General features: G+C 37.4%; 24 protein-coding genes. All 24 read left to right on the forward strand.

The genetic code is table 11. The features are described from left to right. The first annotated feature begins 117 nt into the window (after window positions 1-117). Entirely contained in the window at window positions 118-546 is a 429-nt protein-coding gene (rplK, locus tag A9G47_RS01750) for a 50S ribosomal protein L11 (RefSeq protein WP_065567423.1), read from the forward strand. Window positions 547-549: 3 nt separating this feature from the next. Continuing rightward, the gene (gene rplA, locus A9G47_RS01755; protein WP_065567424.1) at window positions 550-1251 is read left to right on the forward strand and encodes a 50S ribosomal protein L1; all 702 of its coding nucleotides are present in this window, start codon (window positions 550-552) and stop codon (window positions 1249-1251) included. Window positions 1252-1481: 230 nt separating this feature from the next. After that, entirely contained in the window at window positions 1482-1979 is a 498-nt protein-coding gene (gene rplJ / locus A9G47_RS01760) for a 50S ribosomal protein L10 (protein ID WP_065567425.1), read from the forward strand. Window positions 1980-2038: 59 nt separating this feature from the next. Further along, window positions 2039-2407, forward strand: coding sequence for a 50S ribosomal protein L7/L12 (gene rplL, locus A9G47_RS01765; protein ID WP_065642015.1), 369 nt, complete (start codon window positions 2039-2041; stop codon window positions 2405-2407). Between the two features lie 246 nt (window positions 2408-2653). After that, window positions 2654-6682, forward strand: coding sequence for a DNA-directed RNA polymerase subunit beta (gene rpoB / locus A9G47_RS01770; protein WP_065567427.1), 4029 nt, complete (start codon window positions 2654-2656; stop codon window positions 6680-6682). 89 nt (window positions 6683-6771) lie between these two features. Beyond that, a complete protein-coding gene (gene rpoC / locus A9G47_RS01775) occupies window positions 6772-10989 on the forward strand; it encodes a DNA-directed RNA polymerase subunit beta' (protein ID WP_065642016.1) in 4218 nt (1405 codons plus the stop codon). 87 nt (window positions 10990-11076) lie between these two features. After that, window positions 11077-11388 carry an antibiotic biosynthesis monooxygenase family protein gene (locus tag A9G47_RS01780; protein ID WP_065642017.1) on the forward strand — a complete coding sequence of 104 codons (312 nt, stop codon included), beginning with the start codon at window positions 11077-11079 and terminating at the stop codon, window positions 11386-11388. A 545-nt stretch (window positions 11389-11933) separates the two neighbouring features. After that, complete coding sequence (locus tag A9G47_RS01785) at window positions 11934-12263, forward strand: hypothetical protein (RefSeq protein ID WP_065579901.1); 330 nt, start codon at window positions 11934-11936, stop codon at window positions 12261-12263. 46 nt (window positions 12264-12309) lie between these two features. Further along, window positions 12310-12678 carry an SFCGS family glycine-rich protein gene (locus tag A9G47_RS01790; protein ID WP_065567431.1) on the forward strand — a complete coding sequence of 123 codons (369 nt, stop codon included), beginning with the start codon at window positions 12310-12312 and terminating at the stop codon, window positions 12676-12678. A gap of 13 nt (window positions 12679-12691) precedes the next feature. Beyond that, window positions 12692-12988: a DUF4312 family protein gene (locus A9G47_RS01795; RefSeq protein ID WP_065567460.1), complete on the forward strand. Its 297-nt coding sequence runs from the start codon at window positions 12692-12694 to the stop codon at window positions 12986-12988. Between the two features lie 20 nt (window positions 12989-13008). Next, on the forward strand, window positions 13009-13761 hold the full coding sequence (locus A9G47_RS01800) for a DUF4311 domain-containing protein (RefSeq protein WP_065642018.1): 753 nt from the start codon (window positions 13009-13011) through the stop codon (window positions 13759-13761). 15 nt (window positions 13762-13776) lie between these two features. After that, window positions 13777-14430, forward strand: a complete 654-nt coding sequence (locus tag A9G47_RS01805) for a DUF4310 family protein (RefSeq protein ID WP_065567433.1) — start codon at window positions 13777-13779, stop codon at window positions 14428-14430. Window positions 14431-14480: 50 nt separating this feature from the next. Further along, entirely contained in the window at window positions 14481-15635 is a 1155-nt protein-coding gene (locus tag A9G47_RS01810; RefSeq protein ID WP_065642019.1) for an amidohydrolase/deacetylase family metallohydrolase, read from the forward strand. After that, window positions 15613-16752, forward strand: a complete 1140-nt coding sequence (locus A9G47_RS01815) for a DgaE family pyridoxal phosphate-dependent ammonia lyase (protein ID WP_065567435.1) — start codon at window positions 15613-15615, stop codon at window positions 16750-16752. Before A9G47_RS01810 ends, A9G47_RS01815 begins: the two co-directional genes overlap by 23 nt. Further along, on the forward strand, window positions 16752-17492 hold the full coding sequence (gene dagF, locus A9G47_RS01820) for a 2-dehydro-3-deoxy-phosphogluconate aldolase (RefSeq protein WP_065642020.1): 741 nt from the start codon (window positions 16752-16754) through the stop codon (window positions 17490-17492). The genes A9G47_RS01815 and dagF overlap by 1 nt, the downstream gene beginning before the upstream one ends. 3 nt (window positions 17493-17495) lie before the next feature. Then, entirely contained in the window at window positions 17496-19415 is a 1920-nt protein-coding gene (locus tag A9G47_RS01825) for a BglG family transcription antiterminator (RefSeq protein ID WP_065642021.1), read from the forward strand. A 236-nt stretch (window positions 19416-19651) separates the two neighbouring features. Next, complete coding sequence (gene yceD, locus A9G47_RS01830; protein ID WP_065642022.1) at window positions 19652-20155, forward strand: 23S rRNA accumulation protein YceD; 504 nt, start codon at window positions 19652-19654, stop codon at window positions 20153-20155. An 11-nt stretch (window positions 20156-20166) separates the two neighbouring features. Further along, window positions 20167-20334, forward strand: a complete 168-nt coding sequence (gene rpmF / locus A9G47_RS01835; RefSeq protein WP_025316508.1) for a 50S ribosomal protein L32 — start codon at window positions 20167-20169, stop codon at window positions 20332-20334. Window positions 20335-20371: 37 nt separating this feature from the next. Continuing rightward, entirely contained in the window at window positions 20372-21418 is a 1047-nt protein-coding gene (gene plsX, locus A9G47_RS01840; RefSeq protein ID WP_065579897.1) for a phosphate acyltransferase PlsX, read from the forward strand. 4 nt (window positions 21419-21422) lie between these two features. Next, on the forward strand, window positions 21423-22376 hold the full coding sequence (locus A9G47_RS01845) for a beta-ketoacyl-ACP synthase III (protein WP_065567440.1): 954 nt from the start codon (window positions 21423-21425) through the stop codon (window positions 22374-22376). A 27-nt stretch (window positions 22377-22403) separates the two neighbouring features. Further along, window positions 22404-23339, forward strand: coding sequence for an ACP S-malonyltransferase (gene fabD / locus A9G47_RS01850; RefSeq protein ID WP_065579896.1), 936 nt, complete (start codon window positions 22404-22406; stop codon window positions 23337-23339). A 27-nt stretch (window positions 23340-23366) separates the two neighbouring features. After that, on the forward strand, window positions 23367-24101 hold the full coding sequence (fabG, locus tag A9G47_RS01855) for a 3-oxoacyl-ACP reductase FabG (RefSeq protein WP_065642023.1): 735 nt from the start codon (window positions 23367-23369) through the stop codon (window positions 24099-24101). 150 nt (window positions 24102-24251) lie between these two features. Further along, window positions 24252-24485 carry an acyl carrier protein gene (acpP, locus tag A9G47_RS01860; protein ID WP_034910452.1) on the forward strand — a complete coding sequence of 78 codons (234 nt, stop codon included), beginning with the start codon at window positions 24252-24254 and terminating at the stop codon, window positions 24483-24485. 155 nt (window positions 24486-24640) lie between these two features. Next, window positions 24641-25885: a beta-ketoacyl-ACP synthase II gene (gene fabF, locus A9G47_RS01865; protein WP_065579895.1), complete on the forward strand. Its 1245-nt coding sequence runs from the start codon at window positions 24641-24643 to the stop codon at window positions 25883-25885. Window positions 25886-25903 lie beyond the last annotated feature (18 nt).

A 25903-nucleotide genomic window follows, 5' to 3' on the forward strand; every position in this document is an offset into this window, starting at 1 on the left:
TTGTAATTTTATCCGAGTTGTAGGATAATTTTGCCCTCATTTAACTTAGGGGAGCTGTCTATTTATTAATAGTTATTATTAATAGAGGCGTTTGCACCCGAGCACAGGAAACTAAAAATGGCAAAAAAAGTACAAGCTTACATCAAGTTGCAAGTTGCAGCTGGTGCAGCAAATCCTAGTCCGCCAGTTGGTCCAGCACTTGGTCAACATGGTGTTAATATCATGGAATTCTGTAAAGCATTTAATGCAAAAACAGAAAGCATGGAAAAAGGGTTACCAATTCCAGTTGTAATTACGGTATATTCTGACCGCTCATTTACTTTTGTAACCAAAACACCTCCAGCAGCTGTTTTATTGAAGAAAGCGGCTAAAATCAAGTCAGGTTCTGGCGAACCTAACAAGAAGAAAGTAGGTAAAGTAACGAGCGCGCAAATTCGCGAAATCGCAGAATTAAAAGCAGCTGATATGAATGGTGCTACTATTGAATCGATGATGAGTTCTATTGAAGGAACTGCACGTTCAATGGGCTTGGAAGTGGAGGGTTAATCAATGGCTAAATTATCTAAGAAAGCTAAACTTATCCGCGAAAAAGTGAACGCAACTAAACAATATGACATTAACGAAGCTATTGCCTTATTAAAAGAACTAGCTACTGCTAAATTTACAGAAAGTGTTGACGTAGCTGTAAATTTAGGTATCGATTCACGTAAATCAGACCAAAATGTTCGTGGTGCAATTGTGCTTCCACATGGCACAGGACGTAGTGTACGCGTTGCTGTATTTACTCAAGGAGCAAATGCAGAAGCAGCGAAAGAAGCTGGTGCTGAATTAGTCGGTATGGATGATCTAGCTGATCAAATCAAAAAAGGTGAAATGGACTTTGATGTTGTTATTGCATCGCCTGACGCTATGCGTGTAGTTGGTCAATTAGGTCAAATTTTAGGACCTCGTGGTTTAATGCCAAACCCTAAAGTTGGTACTGTAACCCCTAACGTTGCTGAAGCGGTAAAAAATGCTAAGGCTGGTCAGATTCGTTACCGTAATGATAAAAATGGTATTATCCATACAACTATCGGTAAAGCTGATTTTGATGCAGATAAGCTTAAAGAAAATTTAGAGGCATTACTTGTTGCTTTAAAACGTGCAAAACCAGCATCTTCGAAAGGTGTATTTATTAAAAAAGTTAGCCTTTCTACTACAATGGGTGCAGGTGTTGCAATTGATCAAGCAACATTAAATGCAAGTGTTTAATTAATTTAATAATTAAACAAAAAGATCGGTTGGTGTCTGGCCTTAACCAGACCCCGTCCAAGACCGTAGGTGTAGTTGAGTTTTGACTACTTAATTTTCCTACGTAGACGGTGACAGAGCCTGATAAGATATAATAGAGGGATTCTGCTCATCGTGGTTGTGCTAGCTACATATTGTAGTTAGTTAAAATAAGTCTAGGCTTTGCCTAGTATAATCCAGGAGCAATACCAATGGCACTAAATCTTCAAAATAAACAAGAAATTGTTGCTGAAGTTAATGAAATCGCCAAAGGTGCGCTATCTGCAGTTGTTGCTGATTCTCGTGGCGTAACTGTAGAAAAAATGACTGCATTACGTAAATCTGCTCGCGAAGCGGGTGTTTATATGCGTGTTGTTCGTAATACGCTATTACGCCGTGTTGTTGAGGGCACTCAATACGAGTGTTTGAAAGATACGTTTGTTGGTCCAACTCTAATTGCGTTTTCAAGTGAGCACCCAGGTGCTGCAGCGCGTATTTTTAAGGCGTTTGCAAAGGAAAATGATAAATTTGAGATAAAAGCCGCAGCCTTTGAAGGTGAGTTAATTACTGCAGCGAATATTGATCGCTTAGCAACATTACCTACTTATGAAGAAGCATTAGCTCGCTTGATGTCGACCATGAAAGAAGCCGCAGCTGGCAAATTGGTTCGCACTCTTGCAGCGGTTCGCGATCAAAAAGAAGCAGCTTAATTAGCAGCTTGATTGTGAATTTTATTAATTAAAAAAATGTAAATTTAGGAAACTATATTATGTCTATCACTAAAGAACAAATTTTAGATGCAGTTGCTGAAATGTCTGTTATGGACGTTGTTGAACTTGTATCGATGATGGAAGAAAAATTTGGTGTTTCTGCAGCAGCAGCTGTAGCTGTAGCCACAGCGGGTCCTGCTGAAGCAGCAGAAGAAAAAACTGAATTTGATGTGATCTTAAAAGATGTTGGCGCTAACAAAGTTGCTGTTATCAAAGCAGTTCGTGGTGCAACTGGTTTAGGCTTAAAAGAAGCTAAAGATCTTGTTGAATCAGCTCCAGCAACTGTTAAAGAAGCTGTTAGTAAAGCTGATGCCGATGAGCTTAAAAAGGCACTTGAAGAATCTGGTGCGGTTGTCGAACTTAAATAAGTTTATCGATAACACAGCAAATGGCTGGGGGTTTTATACCTCCAGCCTTTTTGCGCTATAATAAGTTAAAGAATTTTATTTGAAGATTATCAATAAAAGTAATAAAGAAATAGTATATTTATTAAGCCTAATCAATTGATATTTATAGATATTTTCGATGAGGTGTCAGGTGCCATCAGTTAGCGATAGTAATCCTGATGAATATTTAATCATGCTAGAATAGCAGATAAGCAAGTTGAGGAACTAATGGTTTACTCTTATACCGAGAAAAAGCGAATTCGTAAGAATTTTGGTAAGCGTCCACAAGTCTTGGATATACCGTATCTTCTTTCTATTCAACTTGATTCGTTCCAGAAATTTATTGAGCAAGATCCAGAAGGCCAATATGGCTTAGAAGCCGCATTTCGTTCAATATTTCCGATAAAAAGTTATAGCGGTAACGCTGAGTTGCAATACGTGAGCTTTAAGATGGGCGAACCTGTGTTTGATGTTAAAGAATGTCAAATTAGAGGAATCACTTACTCAGCACCGTTGCGTGTAAAATTACGTTTAGTGATTTATGATAAAGATGCGCCAGAAGGAACAGTTAAAGATATTAAAGAGCAAGACGTCTACATGGGCGAAATTCCTTTGATGACGGACAATGGTACATTTGTGATCAACGGCACAGAGCGTGTAATCGTATCGCAATTGCATCGTAGTCCTGGTGTGTTCTTTGATAGTGATAAAGGTAAAACACACTCTTCTGGTAAAGTTCTATACAATGCTCGGATTATTCCTTATCGTGGCTCTTGGCTTGATTTTGAATTTGATCCAAAAGATAATCTTTTCGCTCGTATTGACCGTCGCCGTAAGCTTCCAGCAACAATTATTTTACGTGCGTTAGGTTTTGAAACGGAAGAAATTTTAGACATTTTCTTTGAGAAAACCATTTTTGAAGTTGGTAAATCTAAGTTAAAAATGGATCTTGTTCCAGAGCGTTTACGGGGCGACACAGCACTATTTGATATTGAATCAAAAGGTAAAATTTATGTTGAAAAAGGTCGTCGTATTACTGCTCGTCACATTCGTGAGTTAGAAAAAGATAATGTTAGTAAAATTGATGTACCTGTTGAATATATCGTTAATAAAGTTCTTGCTAAAAATTATGTTGATGAAGCAACGGGCGAGGTAATTGCTTTTGCTAATACTCCAATCTCGCTAGAGTTATTACTTCAATTAACCAATGCGGGATATAAAAGAATAGAAACCTTGTTCACTAATGATTTAGATCATGGTGCATTTATTTCTGAAACATTAAATGTTGATTCAACGCGTGACCGATTAGGTGCGTTAGTTGAAATTTATCGCATGATGCGCCCAGGTGAGCCGCCAACAAAAGAAGCAGCTGAAGCATTATTTGATAATTTATTCTTCTCTGACGAGCGCTATGATTTATCTGCTGTTGGTCGTATGAAGTTTAATCGTTCTTTAGGTCGTGATGACATTGAAGGCGAAAGCGTTTTAACGAAAGATGATATCGTTGACGTGATGAAAAAATTGATTGCTATTCGAAATGGTCACGGTGAAGTTGATGATATTGACCATTTAGGCAATCGTCGTATTCGTAGCGTTGGTGAAATGGCAGAAAACCAATTCCGTATTGGTTTAGTTCGTGTTGAGCGAGCAGTGAAAGAGCGCTTATCTCTAGGTGATCTCGATTCGCTCATGCCACAAGATATGATTAATGCGAAACCAATTTCAGCTGCGATTCGTGAATTTTTTGGCTCTAGTCAGCTATCGCAGTTTATGGATCAAAATAACCCATTATCTGAAATTACGCACAAACGCCGAATATCTGCATTAGGTCCAGGCGGTTTAACTCGTGAACGAGCAGGGTTTGAAGTGCGTGACGTGCATCCAACGCATTATGGTCGTGTTTGCCCGATTGAAACACCGGAAGGTCCAAATATCGGTTTGATTAATTCATTAGCGGTTTATGCGCGGACTAATGAGTATGGTTTCTTAGAAACGCCGTATCGTCGAGTTATTGATGGAATCGTAACTGATGAAATTAATTATCTATCAGCGATTGATGAAAGTGAATTTGTGATTGCTCAGGCAAACTCAAACCTTGATGAAGATGGTCGCTTTAAAGAAGATTTAGTGACATGTCGTTTAAATGGTGAATCAGGTTTATATAGTCCTGAACAAGTTCATTATATGGACGTATCAACTCAACAAATCGTATCAGTTGGTGCTTCATTAATTCCATTTCTTGAGCATGACGATGCGAACCGTGCCTTAATGGGTGCGAACATGCAACGTCAAGCAGTACCTACGTTAAAAGCGGAAAAACCGTTTGTTGGAACTGGTATGGAACGTGCTGTAGCGGTTGACTCTGGTGTAACAGCAGTAGCACGCCGTGGTGGTACAGTGCAATATGTAGACGCATCACGTATTGTTGTTAATGTTAACGCTGATGAGATATACGCTGGTGAAACAGGTATTGATATTTATAACTTAACTAAATATACCCGTTCTAACCAAAATACTTGTATTAATCAAATTCCATGTGTGGAATTAGGTGAGAAAGTTGAACGTGGCGATGTACTTGCCGATGGTCCATCTACTGACTTAGGTGAATTAGCATTAGGTCAAAACATGCGTGTGGCATTTATGCCATGGAATGGTTATAACTTTGAGGATTCTATTTTAGTCTCTGAAAAAGTAGTACAAGATGATCGTTTCACCTCTATTCATATTCAAGAATTATCTTGTGTCTCTCGAGATACAAAGTTAGGTGCAGAAGAAATTACTGCTGATATTCCAAATGTGGGTGAAGCTGCATTATCTAAACTTGATGAGTCAGGTATTGTTTATATTGGTGCTGAAGTCCAAGGTGGCGATATTCTGGTTGGTAAAGTAACGCCTAAAGGTGAAACACAATTAACCCCAGAAGAAAAATTACTGCGTGCCATATTCGGCGAAAAAGCATCTGATGTTAAAGATACTTCGTTGCGTGTGCCAAATGGTGTTTCAGGTACAGTTATTGATGTTCAAGTGTTTACTCGTGATGGTGTACAAAAAGATAAACGTGCACTTGAAATTGAAGAAATGCAACTTAAACAAGCAAGAAAAGACTTAACTGAAGAGCTTAAAATCTTAGAAGCTGCGCTATTTGCTCGTATTCGTGATGTGCTTATTTCTGGTGGCATCAAAGCAGATAAATTGGATGCTTTACCTCGTGAAAAATGGCTGACAATCGGTATAGCTAACGAAGATAAGCAAGCTCAATTAGAACAACTTGCTGAGCAACATGAAGAAATCAAAGCTGAATTTAATAAAAAGCTAGAAGCTAAACGCATGAAGATCACTCAAGGCGATGATTTACAGCCAGGAGTGCTTAAAATTGTTAAAGTTTACTTGGCGGTTAAACGTCAAATTCAGCCTGGTGATAAGATGGCAGGTCGTCATGGTAACAAAGGGGTTATCTCTAAAATTAATCCAATTGAAGACATGCCATATGATGACCAGGGTCGCCCAGTTGATATTGTATTAAATCCATTAGGTGTTCCATCTCGTATGAATATCGGACAAATACTAGAAACTCACTTGGGTATGGCCGCTAAAGGCATTGGTCAGAAGATCGACACTATGCTAAAAGAGCAGCAAGAATTAGCTAAATTACGTGAATTTATCCAAAAAGCGTACGATCTTGGTTTAGGCGCTGCACAAAAAGTGAATGTGGACGAATTTACGGATCAAGAAGTTATGACGCTTGCGCAAAACTTACGTAATGGTATGCCACTTGCAACACCTGTTTTTGATGGTGCTAAAGAGCAAGAAATTAAAGCACTACTTGATTTAGGCGATTTACCAACATCTGGTCAAATTACCTTATACGATGGGCGTACAGGTGAGCAGTTTGAACGTCCGGTAACTGTAGGTTACATGTATATGCTGAAATTGAATCACTTAGTTGATGACAAAATGCATGCTCGTTCTACTGGTTCATATAGTTTAGTTACTCAGCAACCCTTAGGTGGTAAAGCTCAATTTGGTGGTCAACGTTTTGGTGAGATGGAAGTATGGGCACTTGAAGCATATGGTGCAGCTTATACCTTACAAGAAATGTTAACTGTCAAATCAGATGACGTAAACGGTCGTACGAAGATGTATAAAAATATTGTAGATGGCGATCATCGTATGGAGCCTGCGATCCCTGAATCATTTAATGTACTATTAAAAGAGATTCGTTCGCTAGGTATCAATATCGAGTTAGATGAAGAGTAATTTTGCTAACTTAAATGATTTCTATTTATAGGGATAACTTATTAGCAATAATAAGTTATCTAATTGGTTTAACTCCATAGGAGTCAATTGTGAAAGACTTACTAAAGTTTCTAAAAGCACAAACAAAAACAGAAGATTTTGATGCTATTAAGATAGGCCTAGCCTCTCCTGATATGATTCGCTCATGGTCTTTTGGTGAAGTTAAAAAGCCTGAAACAATCAACTACCGTACGTTCAAACCAGAACGTGATGGATTGTTTTGCGCACGTATTTTTGGACCAGTAAAAGATTATGAATGTTTATGTGGAAAATATAAACGTTTAAAACACCGTGGTGTAATTTGTGAAAAATGTGGTGTGGAAGTGACTCAAGCTAAAGTGCGCCGTGAGCGCATGGGGCATATTGAGCTTGCATCACCAACTGCGCACATTTGGTTTTTAAAATCATTACCATCTCGTATCGGTTTATTACTTGATATGCCACTACGTGATATTGAGCGCGTACTGTATTTTGAATCATTTATGGTTCTTGATGGTGGCATGACAAATCTTGACCGTGGGCAAATTTTAACGGAAGAACAATATTTAGATGCGTTAGAAGAGTTTGGTGATGAATTTGATGCGCGCATGGGTGCAGAAGCGATTCAAGAATTATTACGTAATATTGATGTGCAAGCAGAATGTGAAGCGTTACGTGATGAACTTGCTACCACTAATTCTGAAACTAAACGTAAAAAACTGACGAAACGTATTAAAATTATTGAAGCATTTATTCAATCAGAAAATAAACCTGAATGGATGATTCTAAACGTATTACCAGTGTTACCACCAGATTTGCGTCCATTGGTACCACTTGACGGTGGACGTTTTGCAACATCAGATTTAAATGATCTTTACCGTCGAGTTATTAACCGTAATAATCGTTTAAAACGCTTATTAGATTTAGCCGCACCAGATATCATTGTACGTAACGAAAAACGGATGTTACAAGAATCAGTCGACGCATTATTAGATAATGGTCGTCGTGGTCGTGCTATTACCGGTTCAAATAAACGTCCACTGAAGTCTCTTGCTGATATGATTAAAGGTAAGCAAGGTCGTTTCCGTCAAAACTTGTTAGGTAAGCGTGTTGACTATTCTGGTCGTTCGGTTATTACTGTAGGTCCTTACTTACATTTGCATCAATGTGGCTTACCGAAAAAAATGGCACTTGAATTATTCAAACCATTTATTTACGGAAAATTAGAGCGTCGCGGTTATGCAACAACCATTAAAGCAGCGAAGAAAATGGTTGAACGTGAAGATGCAGTTGTTTGGGATATTTTAGATGAAGTTATCCGAGAACACCCAGTATTACTAAACCGTGCACCTACATTACATAGATTAGGTATTCAAGCATTTGAACCGATTCTAATTGAAGGTAAAGCGATTCAATTACATCCATTAGTCTGTGCGGCATTTAATGCGGACTTCGATGGTGACCAAATGGCGGTTCACGTTCCATTAACGTTAGAAGCACAATTAGAAGCTCGTGCGTTAATGATGTCAACTAACAATATTCTTTCGCCAGCAAGTGGTGAGCCTATTATTGTTCCTTCTCAGGACGTGGTTTTAGGTCTTTACTATATGACTCGTGATAAAGTCAATGCTAAAGGCGAAGGGATGATTTTAACAGGGCCTAAAGAAGCTGAAAAACTATATCGTTTAGGTTTAGTTGAATTGCACGCTAAAGTTAAAGTTCGTATTACTGAAAGCCAACATAATAGTGTGGGTGAGTGGGAAGATACTACCTCGGTTGTTGATACAACTGTTGGTCGTGCGATCTTATGGTTAATTATGCCAAAAGGAATGAGCTTCTCTGTTATCAATCAACCACTTGGTAAAAAAGCAATCTCTAAAATTTTAAATATCTGTTATCGCCAATTAGGCATGAAAGATACAGTTATTTTAGCTGACCAAATTATGTACACAGGGTTTGCCTACGCTGCACGTTCTGGTGTATCGGTTGGTATTGATGATATGGAAATTCCAGCGAAGAAATCACAAATCATCAATGAGGCTGAAATTGAAGTTGCTGAGATTCAAGAACAGTTCCAATCAGGTTTAGTAACGGCAGGTGAACGTTATAACAAAGTTATTGATATCTGGGCAGCAGCCAATGAACGTGTTGCTAAAGCCATGATGGATAACTTATCAACTGAAAAAGTGATTAACCGTAAAGGTGAAGAAGAAGTTCAGTCTTCTTTCAATAGTATTTATATGATGGCCGACTCTGGTGCGCGTGGTTCTGCTGCACAGATTCGTCAGCTTGCTGGTATGCGTGGTTTGATGGCAAAACCAGATGGCTCGATTATTGAAACACCAATTACAGCAAATTTCCGTGAAGGGCTAAACGTACTTCAGTACTTTATTTCGACCCATGGTGCGCGTAAAGGTCTTGCCGATACCGCATTAAAAACAGCGAACTCAGGTTATTTAACGCGCCGTTTAGTTGATGTTGCACAAGACTTAGTGGTTATCGAAGATGACTGTGGTACTTTAGAAGGTGTGGTGATGACGCCAGTTATCGAAGGTGGCGATGTTAAAGAGCCACTTCGTGAACGTGTTTTAGGTCGTGTTACTGCTGAAGATGTGTTAAAACCAGGCAGTGCAGATATCTTAATTCCGCGCAACACGTTACTTGATGAAAGTAAATGTGACTTACTTGAAGCTGAATCTGTAGATAGTGTTAAAGTCCGTTCTGTTGTTTCGTGTGATACTGACTTTGGTGTTTGTGCAAAATGCTATGGTCGTGATTTAGCTCGTGGTCACTTGGTCAATAAAGGTGAAGCAATCGGTGTTATTGCTGCACAATCAATCGGTGAACCAGGTACACAGTTAACCATGCGTACGTTCCATATCGGTGGTGCGGCATCGCGAGCAGCAGCGGAATCAAGTGTCCAAGTTAAAAACAAAGGTAGTATTAAATTAACTAATGCTAAATTTGTAACTAACCCAGACAAGAAATTGGTTATTACTTCGCGTAATGCCGAGCTAACCATTATTGATGATTTAGGTCGAATGAAAGAAACTTATAAAGTTCCTTATGGTTCGATTTTAAGCAAAGGTAATGGCGAGGCAGTTGAAGCAGGTGAAACTGTTGCTAACTGGGATCCACATACAATGCCTGTTATCTCTGAGACTAAAGGGTATATTCGTTTTGTGGATATGATTGATGGTCAAACTATTACTCGTCAAACTGACGAATTAACAGGTTTATCATCTATTGCGATATTAGATGTAGCTGAACGTACTGGTGTAGGTAAAGATCTGCGCCCAGCAATTAAAATTGTTGATGCTAAAGGTGATGATATCTATTTGGCTGGTACAGAAATGCTTGCTCAATATTTCTTACCAGGTAAAGCATTAGTCCAGTTGGAAGATGGTGCTGAAATTAATATTGGTGACACACTTGCTCGTATTCCTCAAGCATCTGTTGGTACCAAAGATATTACCGGTGGTTTACCACGCGTTGCTGATTTATTTGAAGCACGTAAACCAAAAGAGTCTGCTATCTTGGCTGAAATTGATGGTATTATTTCATTTGGTAAAGAAACAAAAGGTAAACGTCGCTTAATTATCACGCCATTGGATGGTAGTGAACCATACGAAGAGATGATTCCAAAATGGCGTCAACTTAACGTGTTTGAAGGTGAACAAGTTGGGCGTGGTGATGTGATTTCGGATGGTCCTGAATCAGCGCATGATATTCTGCGTTTACGTGGTGTTAATGCGGTGACACGTTATATTGTTAACGAAGTTCAAGAAGTTTATCGTCTGCAAGGTGTAAAAATCAATGATAAACATATTGAAGTTATCGTACGACAAATGTTACGTAAGGCAACAGTTATTCATCCAGGTGGTTCTCGTCTGCTTGAAGGTGAACAGCTTGAAGTTTCTCGCTTGAAGATTATTAATCGTGAACTTGAAGCACAAGGCAAAGAGCCGATTGTTTACTTGCATGACTTGCTTGGTATTACTAAAGCATCATTGACGACTGAATCGTTTATTTCTGCTGCTTCGTTCCAAGAAACGACTCGTGTATTAACTGAAGCTGCGGTGGCTGGTAAGAATGATGAACTGCGTGGCTTAAAAGAAAACGTTATTGTTGGTCGATTAATTCCAGCAGGTACTGGTTATGCTTACCATAAAGAACGTTTACGTAAACGCGCAATGCCATCAGTCGATGAGGCTCCAGCAACCATTTCAGCAGAAGAAGCAACAGCTAACTTAGCTGAATTGTTAAATTCTGCCGAAGAGAATCAATAATTTTTTGAACTCAATTTACAAATAGCACGCATGGCGTGCTATTTTTTTATATGATGTCTAATTTAGAAATGTAAAAAGGAGATAGGGATGTATATTGTAATGAACCGTTTTAAAATTAAACGAGGTAGTGAAGATGCTTTTATTGAAATATGGTGCAACCGCGATAGCCATTTGAAAGAAATGAAAGGGTTTAATCGTTTTTACTTTTTACAAGGAAAAACAGAAGAAGATTACACATTATTTTCTTCATTTGTTGAGTGGGATTCAAAAGATGATTTTGATGCTTGGGTAAACTCACCACATTTCAAGCATACACACCGCAACACAGATAATAGACCAAATAATAAAGATATTTATTTCGACTCAGCACAACTAGAATGTTTTGAAGTTATTTTATAAATCAAAAAACAGTTATAGTCGCCAGTAATAATAACGATAGAGTCTTATGATAAGCAGAAAGCTTTATGAGCAATGACAAATAAGAGTGGAATCTGTTTATAGTTGTCATTATTTTCATTCTACAGGCGTTGCAAGCCAACATTCTAGCTACAGATAATGCTATTTACACAGAACGTTACACATTAAAAAGGTGTAATAATAGACTAAAAATGCTTCAGAAAAACCATTGATTTTATTGAATTTTTTATTTTTAAGCAAGTAAGGTTTCAACTTGCTTGCGTTATGAAATTTCAGATTTACCTTTCTTCAGTGTCTAACAAACAAATCTTATTATATTTTTTTATGATCTAGTTCACAAAATTGAATATCAAGATTCGCAAATGATCCACCATATAAAATAGCAATCCCTTTTGATTATTATGTTTAACTAACTTTGTAACAAATTTCCTCTTTCTGAAGGAAAAACTCTCTATCCACATTCAAACACGTTTGTTTTACGCTTAATCCATCCAATCTAAAATAACAATAAGAGAAATGTATTAGCTATGACCCAAATCAAATTTAGAATGTTTGAAGACAATCTTGAACCAGAGCTAGTTACCCAACAAACCATTAACATTATCAACAGTTGGTTAGTGCAGCATCAAATTATACAAAATGATGTTCAAAAAGCGATGTTATTTTCACATGTAAAAGCGATGGTTGAAAGGGCTAAAACATTAGAAAAACTACCTGAAATCGATCCTGCATTGTTTGATGAACTTTCAGAAGAATCATTAGAGCTGGCACGAAAGACGGTAGCGTTATTTGATAATTTACCAATAGAAGAAGCGTATTTATTGGCAGTTCATTATGAAGTTGCTAAAGCAAATTAAACGATTACTAAACAACTAAAAAACAATAATTAATAGGAGAAATGTTATGGCAGAGGTGGTCATTGTTATCGGCGATAGAATGGGAAAAGGGCAAAAAATTGCCACGGGAATTGATTCAGTAGCAGGTTGCCGTGCAATTGTTATTCCTGGTATGGCTGCAGATATGAAATTAGGTGATGTAATGAATAAGGAAAATGCCGATTTAGGGCTTTCTTTCTGCGGTAGTGGTGGGGCAGGTGCTATTACGGCACAAAATAAATATGGTTACCCACAGCGTCATGGTATGCGTTCAATTGAAGAAGGTGAAACGGCTATCAATGAAGGGTGTAAAGTCCTTGGTTTTGGGTTTATGGATACGGAAGAATTAGGACTGCGTATTGCAAAAGCATTTCTGAAAAAATACCCACGTTCATAAGCGAAAAATGAATATGAAAAAACAAGAACAGATACTTGTGAGAGTAAAAGGCCATGGAGATTCTAAGCAACGAACATTTTCTAATGCTTTAAGTCAGGTTCAGAAAGAAGTATTGAAAAATACTAATAACATTCTGTTGCGTATAGAGCCGATTGATATTCAAGTGGTATCAGCAATAGAAAAGATAGTAATGGAACGTTTTTTATTTATTTTTTTACCAAGAAAAAAGACATTTTATGAAATCACCCTTGATGTATCTGTTAATGTAACTTTTATTGATTTAAATGATATTGAATTTACTTCTAAATAACATAACGTAAAAGGAAAGTTATGGAAATTTTAATTATTGCATTTAAGTCTATTATTATCGGTGGACTTTGTGGTTTTGGCGTTGGTGTTGGGGCTGCTCGAATGTTTCATGCGCCAACGTGTCAAGGCATGGGGGCATTTCGTACATTGGGGGAGCTTAACTCATGCGAAGGCGATCCTACGGCGCACTTTTCATTTGGTTTAGGATTCTTTTTTAATGCATGGGCATCATCAGTTGCAGCAGGCTCTTTTACTCAAGATGTCGATCATAGAATCATTCCCAATTGGGGCGCTTCTTTATTGATGATAAAAAATCGTAATCTTGACGAAACCTTACACGATCCTAAAAAAATGGCTTTTGCCTGTGCATTTGTTGGTATGGTTGTTGTGTTGTTTTTAAATACGACAACATCTGTCATTCCCGATTCGCTAAAAATTACTGCAACTAAAGTTCTGGTTCCTGCTGCAAACTTGCTAGTTGCAACTGTTATGCCAGTTATTTTCTGGTTAGCCGCATTAGATGCTGGGCGCCGTAGTGGTTTTTGGGGAACATTGTTTGGAGGGCTTGCGCAGTTAATTATGGGGAATGCTGTACCTGGGCTGGTATTAGGGATATTGATTGGGAAAGGTGTTGATGATAGTGGCTGGAATCGTGTGATGAAAATCATGCTGGTGTCTGTCATTATTCTATTTGTTATGAGTGGGTATTTTCGTGGTTTTGATATGAAGATGATAAATTCATTTAGAGACGGTTTATCTTATTGGTTTAAATAATACAGGGAACATGTTATGAACACACAAACAACGATCAATAAAAGTTTTTGGTATGCTGATTGGTCATTCCCTATTATCTGTGGATTATTGTCTGCTGGTATTTTTGCTGGAACGCATACTTTCTATGTATATGGTATTGGTGCCTTTAACGAAATTGCTTTCGTTGCCATGCTTAAATCAGGAATGACTACGGGGGATTATGGTGCAGTTGCGGCTTTTGGGGCTAGCTTTTTATTTGCTCGAGTTATTGAAGGCTCATTAGTGGGTATATTGGATATCGGTGGCGCATTGCAAACCGGTATTGGGCTTGGTATACCAGCATTATTGCTAGCGGGAGGTTATACATTACCTGTTGAAAATTTCTTTGTTGCATTAATAACGGGGTTGGTTTTGGGGATCCTAACGGGTTTAATCATTATTCTGATCCGTAAATTTACGGTTAATGGTGGTTCTGGTTCAACATTTGGTGCCGATGTTATGATGGGTGCGGGCAATGCTTCTGGGCGTTTTCTTGGCCCAATGATTATTTTATCTGCTATGGTCGCTTCCATCCCTATTGGTATTGGTTCTTTATTGGGAGCACTGCTTTTTTATGTATGGAAAAAACCGATCACCGGTGGGGCTATTTTAGGCGCAATGATTTTTGGCGGTGTATTCCCAATCCTATAATATTAATTACTCTCTATAATTTATTCAATTGTAGAGAAGAGTGAAAAATTATGTATGATTTAATTATCAAAAATGCCAAACAGATTGATGAGTCAGTAACCGATATTGCTATTGCTAATGGTAAGATAGTTGCGATGGCTAGTTCTATTATAGGGCAATCTAAACGTGTACTGGATCTAAAAAATAAACATTATATTAGTGCTGGGTGGATTGATTCACACACGCATTGTTTTGCGCGATCCCCCCTCTATCATGATGAGCCAGATTTGATTGGTGTAAAGGCGGGTGTCACCGCTGTTGTTGATGCTGGTAGTGTTGGCGCTATTGATGTTGATGAGTTTTATCAATTAGCTCAGCAAGCAAGTACACATGTTTACTCTTTTTTAAATATTTCTAAAATTGGTTTATTAAGACAAAGTGAGCTCGCCGATATGCAGGATATTGACGCGCCGTTATTTGATGAAGCATTAGCTAAATATCCTAATTTTATTATTGGCATCAAAGTACGAATGAGTGGTAGCGTCGTGGGTAGAAATGGCATTTTACCATTAGTTAAAGCCAAAGAAATGCAAAAAAAGAGCGGTTTGCCTCTAATGATTCATGTTGGTAATAATCCTCCTGAGCTCGATGAAATTGCCGATTTATTAACTAAAGGTGACATTATTACACATTGTTTTAATGGTAAACCCAATCAAATCTTTGATAAACAAAATCAATTGCGTGGTTCAATCAAAAGAGCAATCGAACGTGGAGTGATATTAGATATCGGCCATGGTGGTGAAAGTTTTAGTTTTTCAGTAGCAGAACGTGCTAAATGCTTGGGTATTTACCCCAATACGATTAGCTCTGATATTTACTCTAAAAACCGTCTACATGGTCCAGTTTTTAGCTTGGCTAATGTGATGACAAAGTTTATTTGTCTTGGTTATAGCCGAAAAAGAATTATTGATAGTGTGACACAAAATGCGGCTCAAATTTTGCATATTAAAAATAAAGGTGTTTTATCGGTTGGTTATGATGCAGATTTGACCATTTTTGATATTAAACGGCAAACTATTTCATTATTAGATTCTGAAGGCGAAGTTAGGCAAAGTGATGAACAGTTTGTTCCTTTAGCATCTATTGTCGCTGATACGGGAAAGCATTTGATACGCATTGAACTAACAGAGGAAGGTAGTAAAAATGAGCTCAGAATCTCCAACTAAAAAAGATATTTATAATAAATATCACTTAAAAAAGGTAATTAATGCGTCAGGAAGAATGACCATTTTAGGTGTATCAACTCCAAGATCTGAAGTGATTGATACGGTATCATGTGGGCTAAATGAATATTTTGAAATTAAGGATTTAGTAGATAAAACAGGCCAATATATTGCGCAATTGCTCAATGTTGAAAATGCCGTGGTAGTATCGTGCGCTTCCGCTGGTATTGTTCAAGCGGTTGCAGGCTTGATTACCAAAGATGATCGTGACTTATTATTTAATTTACATTCATCTGATAAATATGTTCCTCGTGAAATTATTGTCCCTAAAGGCCATAATGTTAATTTTGGTGCACCAATTGGGACAATGGTTTCTTTAGGTGGTGGGATTATGGTTGAAGCAGGCTATGCAAATGAGTGTAAACCTGAACATATCGAATCACTAATTAATCCAGATACTGTTGCGATTTTATATGTTAAATCACATCATTGTGTACAAAAAAGCATGTTGTCGGTCGCGCAAACAGCTGCTATTGCTAGAGAATATGATATCCCATTGATTGTTGATGCAGCGGCGGAAGAAGATTTACAAACTTATTATCAACAAGGGGCTGATTTAGTGATTTACAGTGGCGCTAAAGCAATTGAAGGGCCGACCAGTGGTTTAGTCATTGGGCGTCATCAAGCGGTGGAATGGTTAAAATTACAGTCACAAGGTATTGGGCGGCCAATGAAGATAGGCAAAGAAGGTATTTTAGGATTAACAAAAGCTATTGAGCTTTATGTTACCGATCCACAATCAGAAACAGGACAACAGATGGTTGCTAAGATGACCCCATTTATTGAAAGTCTAAATACACTTAAAGGTATATCGGCTAAAGTGGTTTGGGATGGAGCTGGGCGTGATATTGCACGAGCCGAAATAGCATTTGATGCAAGTGTAATAGGTAAAACCGCAGTCGAGATAATTGAACTGATGAAACAAGGTGAGATTGCAGTATATTTTAGAGAATATAAAGCCAATGAAGGCAAAGTTGATGCTGATGTGCGTAGTGTGACATCAACACAACTCGACATTATTTACCAAAAAATTAAAAATATTACTCAAGGAGCACAATAATGCAACTGACTCCAAATTATTATAATGATCGTGTTTGTTTAAATGTATTAGCGAATTCAATTGATAATGCGAAAGCGATTTATGAGGCAGCACAAACTTATGTTGTTGTTGGCATTTTATCTAAAAATTACGCCAATAATGAAGCAGCAATTGCTGATATGAAAAAGTATGCAGTAGCCATTGATAATGCTATTTCAATAGGACTTGGTGCTGGTGATCCTAATCAGTCAATGATGGTTTCTGAAATATCAGCTATACTCCAACCACAACATATTAACCAAGTGTTTACAGGGGTTGCAACCAGTCGAGCTTTGCTAAGGCAAAAAGAATCTATCATTAATGGATTAGTTTCGCCAACGGGAAAAGTTGGCTTAGTCAATATTGCAACAGGTCCGCTAAGCTCAAAATCTCCAGCTGCAATTGTTCCTGTTGAAACGGCTATTGCTTTATTAAAAGACATGGGTGGTAGCTCAATAAAATACTTTCCTATGGGTGGGCTAAAACATAAAGATGAATTTGCGTATGTAGCTAAATGTTGCGCTGAACATGATTTCTATCTTGAACCAACTGGTAGCATTGATCTAGATAATTATGAAACAGTTTTAAAAATCGCCTTAGATGCAGGTGTGAAGAAAATTATCCCACACATCTATAGTTCTATTATTGATAAAGCAACAGGCGCAACGCGCACTAATGATGTCAAACAACTTTTAGCTATCACACAAAAGCTTGTAGGATAAATAATGTCATCTAAAGTGCTATTCTCTTCTCAGCGATTAGCGTATTTATTTGATACCATAAAAAATGAAACGCTGCCACAACAAGAGTTAGCGAATCGTTTTTCGGTTTCTACTCGCACTATTCGCACTGATATTTCAGCACTTAATGGTATTTTAAGCGATTATGGAGCACAAGTTGATTATACCAAAAATATTGGATATCAACTTGTGGTAACCGATCCCATTCTTTATGCAACATTGCCTATCACTCAGGCAATTGAGCGCATCCCCCGAACAAGTAGAGAAAGAGTTTCGGCTTTATTGATTGCTTTTTTAACGCAATCTAATTCAGTAAAATTGGATGATATTGCTGGGAAATGGTTTTTAAGCCGTAGCACGTTGCAAAATGATGTTATTGAGGTTAAACAATATTTAGATAAATACAATTTATTAATCGAAAATCGTCCTTATTATGGTATGCGGTTAGTTGGTGATGAGTTATCAATTCGTACCTGTTTAACCGATATTTTATGGCAACGGCATATGGCTGAAGATTTCATTACGGTTAATAGACTACGTAAAACAGTTTTAAATGATATCGATTTAGAGTATCTTGAAAAAATTCTTCAAAATCAACTTGAATGTTTTGAGTTAAAATTAAATGCTGAAGGGCAAGGATATCTACTTTATAGCTGTGCGGTTTCAATTACTCGAATTAATCAAGGGCATGAGTTACTTGAATATGATGTAGATCAAATTAATACTACTGTTATCAGCGCAGTGACTCAAATCTCTGAAGATGTTTCCTATTTCCTAGGCAGTGTGCTTTCCGATGCGGAATTTAATTATTTATGTGCTCAGGTTATTTCTAGAACGGTTATGGAATCGCCAAATCAGGCACAAAGCTTAGCAATGGTTAAACATATATTATCTTATATTAATGATACGTATCATTATAATTTATTAGAAGATAAGAAGCTAAACCAAGATATATTAATACATATTTCATCAATGTTATCTAGGATTAAATACCAAATTCGTACAACTAACCCTTTATTACATGAAATAAAAAAGTATTATCCTTTTGCTTATGATATTACGCTGTCTGCTCTTGCTAATACCGAAAAGTATACTGGAGCAAAAATGACAGAAGATGAAATTAGCTACTTAGCGGTACATATCGGTGTAGCATTAGAGCGTAATTATAGCGCTGGGCATGAAAGATGTGCGCACATTTTACTTGTTAGCGAGCTTGGTAATGCAGCATTGCGTATGATTGAGGCAAAAATTAAAAGGGATTTTCCTCATATTAAAATAAATCGCACACTTTCTTATCGAGAGTATGAACAGCTTTCCAATATTGAAGAAGATTTTGTTGTTTCAACTGTTCGTTTAACAAAAAAAAATAAACAAATAGTTAAAATTGCACCATTTCCTACATCTTATCAGCTTGAACAATTGGGACGATTGGCAATGATAGATAGAAAGATGCCTTATATTATTGAGCGTTTTTTTAGTGAAAAATTTTTTCTAATTATTAACCAACCCATGACCCAAGAGGAACTTTTTAACAAAGTTTGCAAAAAACTTGAACAAATGGGGTATGTTGATGTTGATTTTTACCCTTCTGTTATTGAGCGAGAGGCAATTGTTTCTACGCTATTGGGTGAAAATATTGCTATTCCTCACTCTGTTGGGTTGCTAGCTAAAAAGACGATAGTAACTACCATATTGGCTCCACAGGGGATCGTGTGGGATAAAAATCAAGTTGCCTATGTTATTTTTTTATTGGCAATTAGTAAAAATGAATATGAAGATGCAATGCGTATTTATAATTTATTTGTTAACTTTGTCAAAGAAAAATCCACTAAGCGTTTATTAGATAGCAAAACATTTAATGATTTTCGTGCAATTGTCAAAGATAGCTTTGGTCGATTGTCATAATATAATGTCTGATTAGTTTATTTATTGTTTTTGTCTTAAATCGTGTTTTTAGCAAAAATTTTCTAAAAATAAAAAAATATTCAGAATAAATATTAAGGTAATAATCAATAGCTAAAACAAATTATCTTGCTTATGCCCATTGACGAAACCATGATTTAAAGGTAATATGCGCGCCTTATGGCATTGTGTAGTTTTTAGCTACGCTAAATAAATTTTTAAGGTAGTATGCATATCTTATGCAAAATAGATTACCATTAACTATTGACCCGATTAAAGCAGCACAAAAACGACTTGATTATACTGGATATTATCCACTTCAAGCGATAAAGAGGGTTGAAAATCCAAAAAGTGATATCGCCTGTAGTTTATCTTTCCATTATGATGAACAAAAGCTTTGTGTTATCGCTATTGATGCAAAAATGACGTTAGAACAAACTTGTCAACGTTGTTTTGAACCTTTTGTCACTGAAGTTCATGTGATGAATAAATTTAGTCCTGTTAAGAGCGATGCTCAAGCAGAGGCACTACCGGAACATTATGAGCCCGTTCTGATGAACGAGTTTGGCGAAGTAGATATATTAACGTTACTTGAGGACGAAATTATTCTCTCGCTACCGATTGCGCCGGTACATGATAGTAAACACTGCGAAGTGTCAGAGGCAGATATGGTATTTGGTGAAATTCCAACTGAGAATGAAAAAACAAATCCATTTGCAATTTTAGTTAGTTTAAAGAATTAAGGGGTAAATCCATGGCTGTTCAACAGAATCGTAAAACTCGTGCAAAACGTGGTATGCGTCGTTCTCATGATGCATTAACTGTTGCTAATATCTCAGTTGATGAATCAGGTAAAACACATTTACGTCATCACGTAACCGCTGATGGTTATTATCGTGGTCGTAAAGTGATTTCTAAATAATTACTAAGTAATTATTTAGAAATTCTCAGGTGACATTTTGGATAATCTAACCATTGCGTTAGATGCTATGAGCGGGGACTTCGGTCCTCGTGTTGTTGTTCCTGCTGCAATACACGCACTGAATTGTTATCCAAATCTATCTATCTTTCTGGTGGGATGCCCAACAGAAATCAATCTTTTTTTACCTAAAGAAAAAGCAAAATTAATTACTCAATATCAACAAGAAGGTCGGTTAATATTAACGGAGTCGACCACAGTTATTGCCAATGATATGAGGCCTTCTTATGCAATTCGTCATAGTCAAGGATCCTCTATGAGAATGGCGCTTGAACTAGTTAAAGAGAATAAAGCTCAAGCATGTGTAAGTGCGGGTAATACTGGCGCGTTAATGGGATTGTCAAAACTATTATTACGTTCATTAACTGGTATAGATCGCCCAGCACTTGTTGCCACAGTTCCTGCATTAAATAATCAAAATACCGTAGTATTGGATTTAGGCGCTAATGCAGAGTGCGATAGCAATATGTTAGTGCAGTTTGCGATAATGGGCGAAATTTTAGCTAAAACAGTACTTAAGATTGACCATCCCCGTGTCGCGTTACTTAATATTGGTGAAGAAGATAGTAAAGGTTTGGATAAGATTCGTTTAGCGTCTTCTATTTTAAAATCAAATAACCAAATGAATTATATTGGCTATTTAGAAGGTAACGAACTTTTAACAGGTAAAACAGATGTACTTGTTTGTGATGGTTTTGTGGGTAATGTAACGTTAAAAACAGTCGAAGGTTTAATAAAAATTTTTATGTCTTCGTTTAAATTATCCCTATCTCATCATTCATTATTAATGAAATTATTAAGTAAATGGCTACAAAGAAAGATCGCGAAAAATTTTGGTTATTTAGATCCTGGAAGATATAATGGAGCTTGCTTGCTTGGACTTCGAAGTATTGTGATTAAAAGTCACGGTAGTGCCAATCAAAAATCATTTTATGCAGCAATAGAACAAGCTATTTTGGCTATACAAACAAATATACCAGAGAAGATTGCAATGAGTCTTTCTTCCGCACTACCCAAGAGCGAATAATTAGATGTATACAAAGATATTAGGAACTGGGAGTTATCTTCCAAAACAGATAAGAACTAATGCAGATCTTGAAAAAATGGTCGATACTAGTGATGAATGGATCACAACGCGTACTGGTATTAAAGAAAGACGTATTGCAGAACCAAATGAAACGGTAACGAGCATGGCTTATGAAGCCGCAATGAATGCAATTGAAATGGCCAATATTGATAAAGAAGAAATCGGTATGATTATTGTTGCAACGGCAACCTCGGTCAATGCATTTCCAAGTTCTGCAACAGAATTACAGGCCAAATTAGACATTGGTGATGTTGTTGCGTTTGATGTATCTGCAGCTTGTTCTGGATTTATTTATGCACTTGATATTGCAGATAAATATATTAAAAGCGGCGCTATTAAATACGCTTTAGTCGTTGGTTCAGATATGTTAACACGTGGCGTGGATCCAAATGACCGAGGAACCATTATTATTTTTGGTGATGGTGCAGGGGCAGTTGTTGTGGGCGCATCAGAAGAGCCTGGTATTATCGCTTCACACCTCCATGCTGATGGTCGTTATGGCAATTTATTAAAGTACCCATATGTTGATCGTCGTAATATGGACGATCCAGTCTATATGACTATGCATGGTAATGAAGTATTTAAAGTTGCAGTTAAAGAGCTTTCAAATTTGGTTGATGAACTTTTGGTTGAGAATGCGTTTAACAAAGCCGATTTGGATTGGCTTGTGCCACATCAAGCAAATTTGAGAATTATTTCTGCGACTGCTAAACGACTAGATCTGGACATGAGTAAAGTTATTGTTACATTAGATAAGCAGGGTAACACCTCAGCTGCCTCTGTGCCTTGCGCTTTAGATGCTGGTGTGCGAGATGGACGAATTCAACGAGGCCACTTAGTTTTGCTAGAAGCGTTTGGTGGTGGATTTGTTTGGGGATCAGCACTAGTTAGATTTTAGTTTGTTTTTATAATCAAGGATTTAATAATGACCAAATTTGCAATGGTATTTCCAGGACAAGGTTCACAAGCTGTCGGCATGTTAAAAGAACTTGCTGATAATTATTCAATTGTGAAATCAACTTTTGATGAAGCTTCTGAAGTACTCGGTTATGATTTATGGGAGCTGGTACAAAAAGGCCCTGTAGAAGAATTAAATAAAACATGGCAAACACAACCAGCGCTACTTGCTGCTTCTGTTGCAATATTTAGAGTATGGCAAAGTGTCAGTGGTCCTCAACCTGCTTTTATGGCTGGTCATAGTTTAGGAGAATATTCAGCATTAGTCTGTGCTGGTGTTATTGACTTCAAAGATGCAATAAAATTAGTTGAATTACGAGGTAAATTAATGCAAGACGCTGTGCCAAGTGGCACAGGTGCAATGTATGCCATTATTGGATTAGATAATGATTCAATTAATAAAGCATGTGAACAAGCAGCTCAAGGTCAAGTTGTTGCTCCAGTAAATTTTAACTCCCCAGGTCAAGTTGTTATCGCTGGGCATAAAGAAGCCGTTGAACGGGCTGCTGCATTGTGTAAAGAAGCTGGTGCAAAGCGAGCTCTACCACTTGCTGTTAGCGTGCCATCTCATTGTGCGTTAATGAAACCTGCAGCAGATAAATTAGCCAATACATTAAACGATATAGAATTTAGTGCGCCAAATTTTGCAGTTATCAATAATACTAATGTTAAAATTGAAACATCAGCTGAAAAAATTAAAGCTGCACTAATTGCTCAGCTTTACAGCCCTGTTCGTTGGACTGAAACTGTTGAAGAAATGGCGAAACAAGGTGTAACGCTTTTAGTTGAAGTTGGTCCTGGTAAAGTGTTAACAGGACTAACTAAACGCATTGTTGATACCTTGTCTGGTTGTGCTGTTAATGATAAAGCTTCATTAGATGCTGCATTAGAAAATACTAGATAAAAGATAAAAAATAAAAAAGGGGTTGTTATGAACTTATCAGGAAAAATTGCGTTAGTAACTGGTGCAAGCCGTGGAATCGGTAAAGCGATTGCAGAAAAACTAGTTGCTTGTGGCGCAACCGTTATTGGTACAGCGACAACAGAAAAAGGTGCTGATGCCATTAGCCAATATTTAGGTTCACATGGGAAAGGCTTTGTTTTAAATGTGACCGATGAGACATCAATTGAATCTGTTATTGCGGCAATTAAAACTGAATTTGGTGATATTGATATTCTAGTTAATAACGCTGGTATTACTCGTGATAATTTGTTAATGCGAATGAAAGAAGATGAATGGCAAGATATCTTAGATACAAATTTAACGTCTGTTTTTCGTTTATCTAAAGCATTATTGCGCACAATGATGAAAAAGCGTTATGGCAGAATTGTCACTATTGGCTCAGTAGTGGGTACAATGGGTAATGCTGGTCAAGCTAACTATGCTGCAGCAAAAGCTGGTTTAATTGGTTTTAGTAAATCATTAGCGCGTGAAGTTGCATCGCGCGGTATAACTGTTAATGTAGTTGCACCTGGTTTTATTGCAACAGACATGACAGAAGCATTAACTGATGAGCAAAAAGCTTTAACATTAGCACAAGTACCTGCAGGGCGTTTAGGTGAGCCAACAGAAATTGCAAATGCTGTAGCATTTTTGGCCTCCGATGAAGCATCTTACATTACTGGCGAAACTTTACATGTCAATGGTGGCATGTATATGGTGTAATTGTTTAGAATAGTGTAAAATAAGTCAATATATTGAAGTTTTGTATAAAAAATAAGCAATTGGGTTGAAAAATGATTGGCATCTTTTTCAACATTTTATAAACTTACATTCACCGCCACTTTCGGCGATTTTTATAGGAAAAAAAAGAGTATGAGCACTATTGAAGAGCGAGTTAAGAAAATTATTGTTGAGCAACTTGGTGTAAAAGAGGAAGAAGTTAAAAATGAATCTTCTTTCATCGAAGATCTTGGCGCTGACTCTCTTGATACAGTTGAATTAGTTATGGCTTTAGAAGAAGAATTTGATACTGAAATTCCTGATGAAGAAGCTGAAAAAATTACAACTGTTCAATCAGCAATTGATTATATTACTGCGAATCAATAAGGTTTAGCAGAGTTTTCATAATAGGCGGTCATATGATCGCCTAGTTTGCATCTACCTATTTAGTTCTAAAAGAAAAGCGGTATAGATTGGCAGAAAACTCAAAATAAAATTTTCAATGATTCAAATTTCATTTCAATCCTTTCCTGGAGGACAATGTGTCTAAACGCAGAGTTGTTGTTACTGGAATGGGCATGATATCTCCTGTAGGTAATACAGTTGAATCCACTTGGCAAGCTTTACTCGCTGGGCAAAGTGGCGTTGAACTCATAGAACACTTCGATACAGCCCCTTTCGCAACACGCTTCGCAGCGATGGTTAAAAACTTTAATGGCGAAGATTATAATATTTCACGCAAAGATGCTCGTAAAATGGATTTTTTTATTCAATACGGTATTGCTGCGGGTATGCAAGCAATGCAAGATGCGGGCATTGAGATCACGGAAGAAAATGCTGAACGAATTGGTTGCGCGATAGGCTCAGGTATTGGTGGACTTGGGTTAATTGAAGAAAACCACAGCGCATTAGTCAATGGTGGGCCACGTAAAATTAGCCCATTTTTTGTTCCGTCAACAATTGTTAATATGATTGCTGGTCACTTATCCATTATTTATGGATTAAAAGGACCTAGTATTACTATTGCCACAGCATGTTCTTCTGGTGTGCATAATATTGGTCATGCAGCACGTATGATTGCCTATGGTGATGCAGATGCTATGTTAGCTGGTGGTGGAGAGAAAGCTAGTACACCACTTGGTATTGGTGGTTTTGGGGCTGCTCGTGCCTTATCAACTAATAATGATAATCCTAAAGCAGCAAGTCGCCCTTGGGATAAAGATCGTGATGGCTTTGTACTAGGAGATGGTGCAGGAATTATGTTCTTAGAAGAATATGAGCATGCCAAAAAACGCGGCGCTAAAATTTATGCTGAAGTTGTTGGTTTTGGTATGAGTGGTGATGCTTATCATATGACTTCTCCTCCTGCGGATGGCAGTGGTGCAGCTTTAGCAATGAAATGTGCACTTCGTGATGCGGGTATTAACCCTGAGCAAGTTGGTTATATCAATGCTCATGGCACTTCGACACCTGCTGGTGATAAAGCTGAAACTCAAGCAGTAAAAAGCATATTTAAAGCGAATGCCAACAAAGTTATGGTTAGTTCAACTAAATCAATGATAGGGCATTTATTGGGTGCTGCGGGCGCAGTTGAGTCAATTTTCACTGTACTTGCATTGAGCGATCAAGCCGTGCCACCAACAATTAATCTAGATAATCCTGATGATGGTTGCGATCTTGATTATGTTCCACATACTGCTCGTCAAGTTAAAAACTTAGAATATGCACTTTGTAATTCTTTTGGTTTCGGTGGAACTAATGGTTCAGTGCTGTTTAAGAAAATCTAATATTTTATTATCCGCCAA

Origin of the sequence: Gilliamella sp. WF3-4 (assembly GCF_001690275.1) — a bacterium.
GTDB classification, from domain to species: Bacteria; Pseudomonadota; Gammaproteobacteria; order Enterobacterales; family Orbaceae; genus Gilliamella; species Gilliamella apicola_C.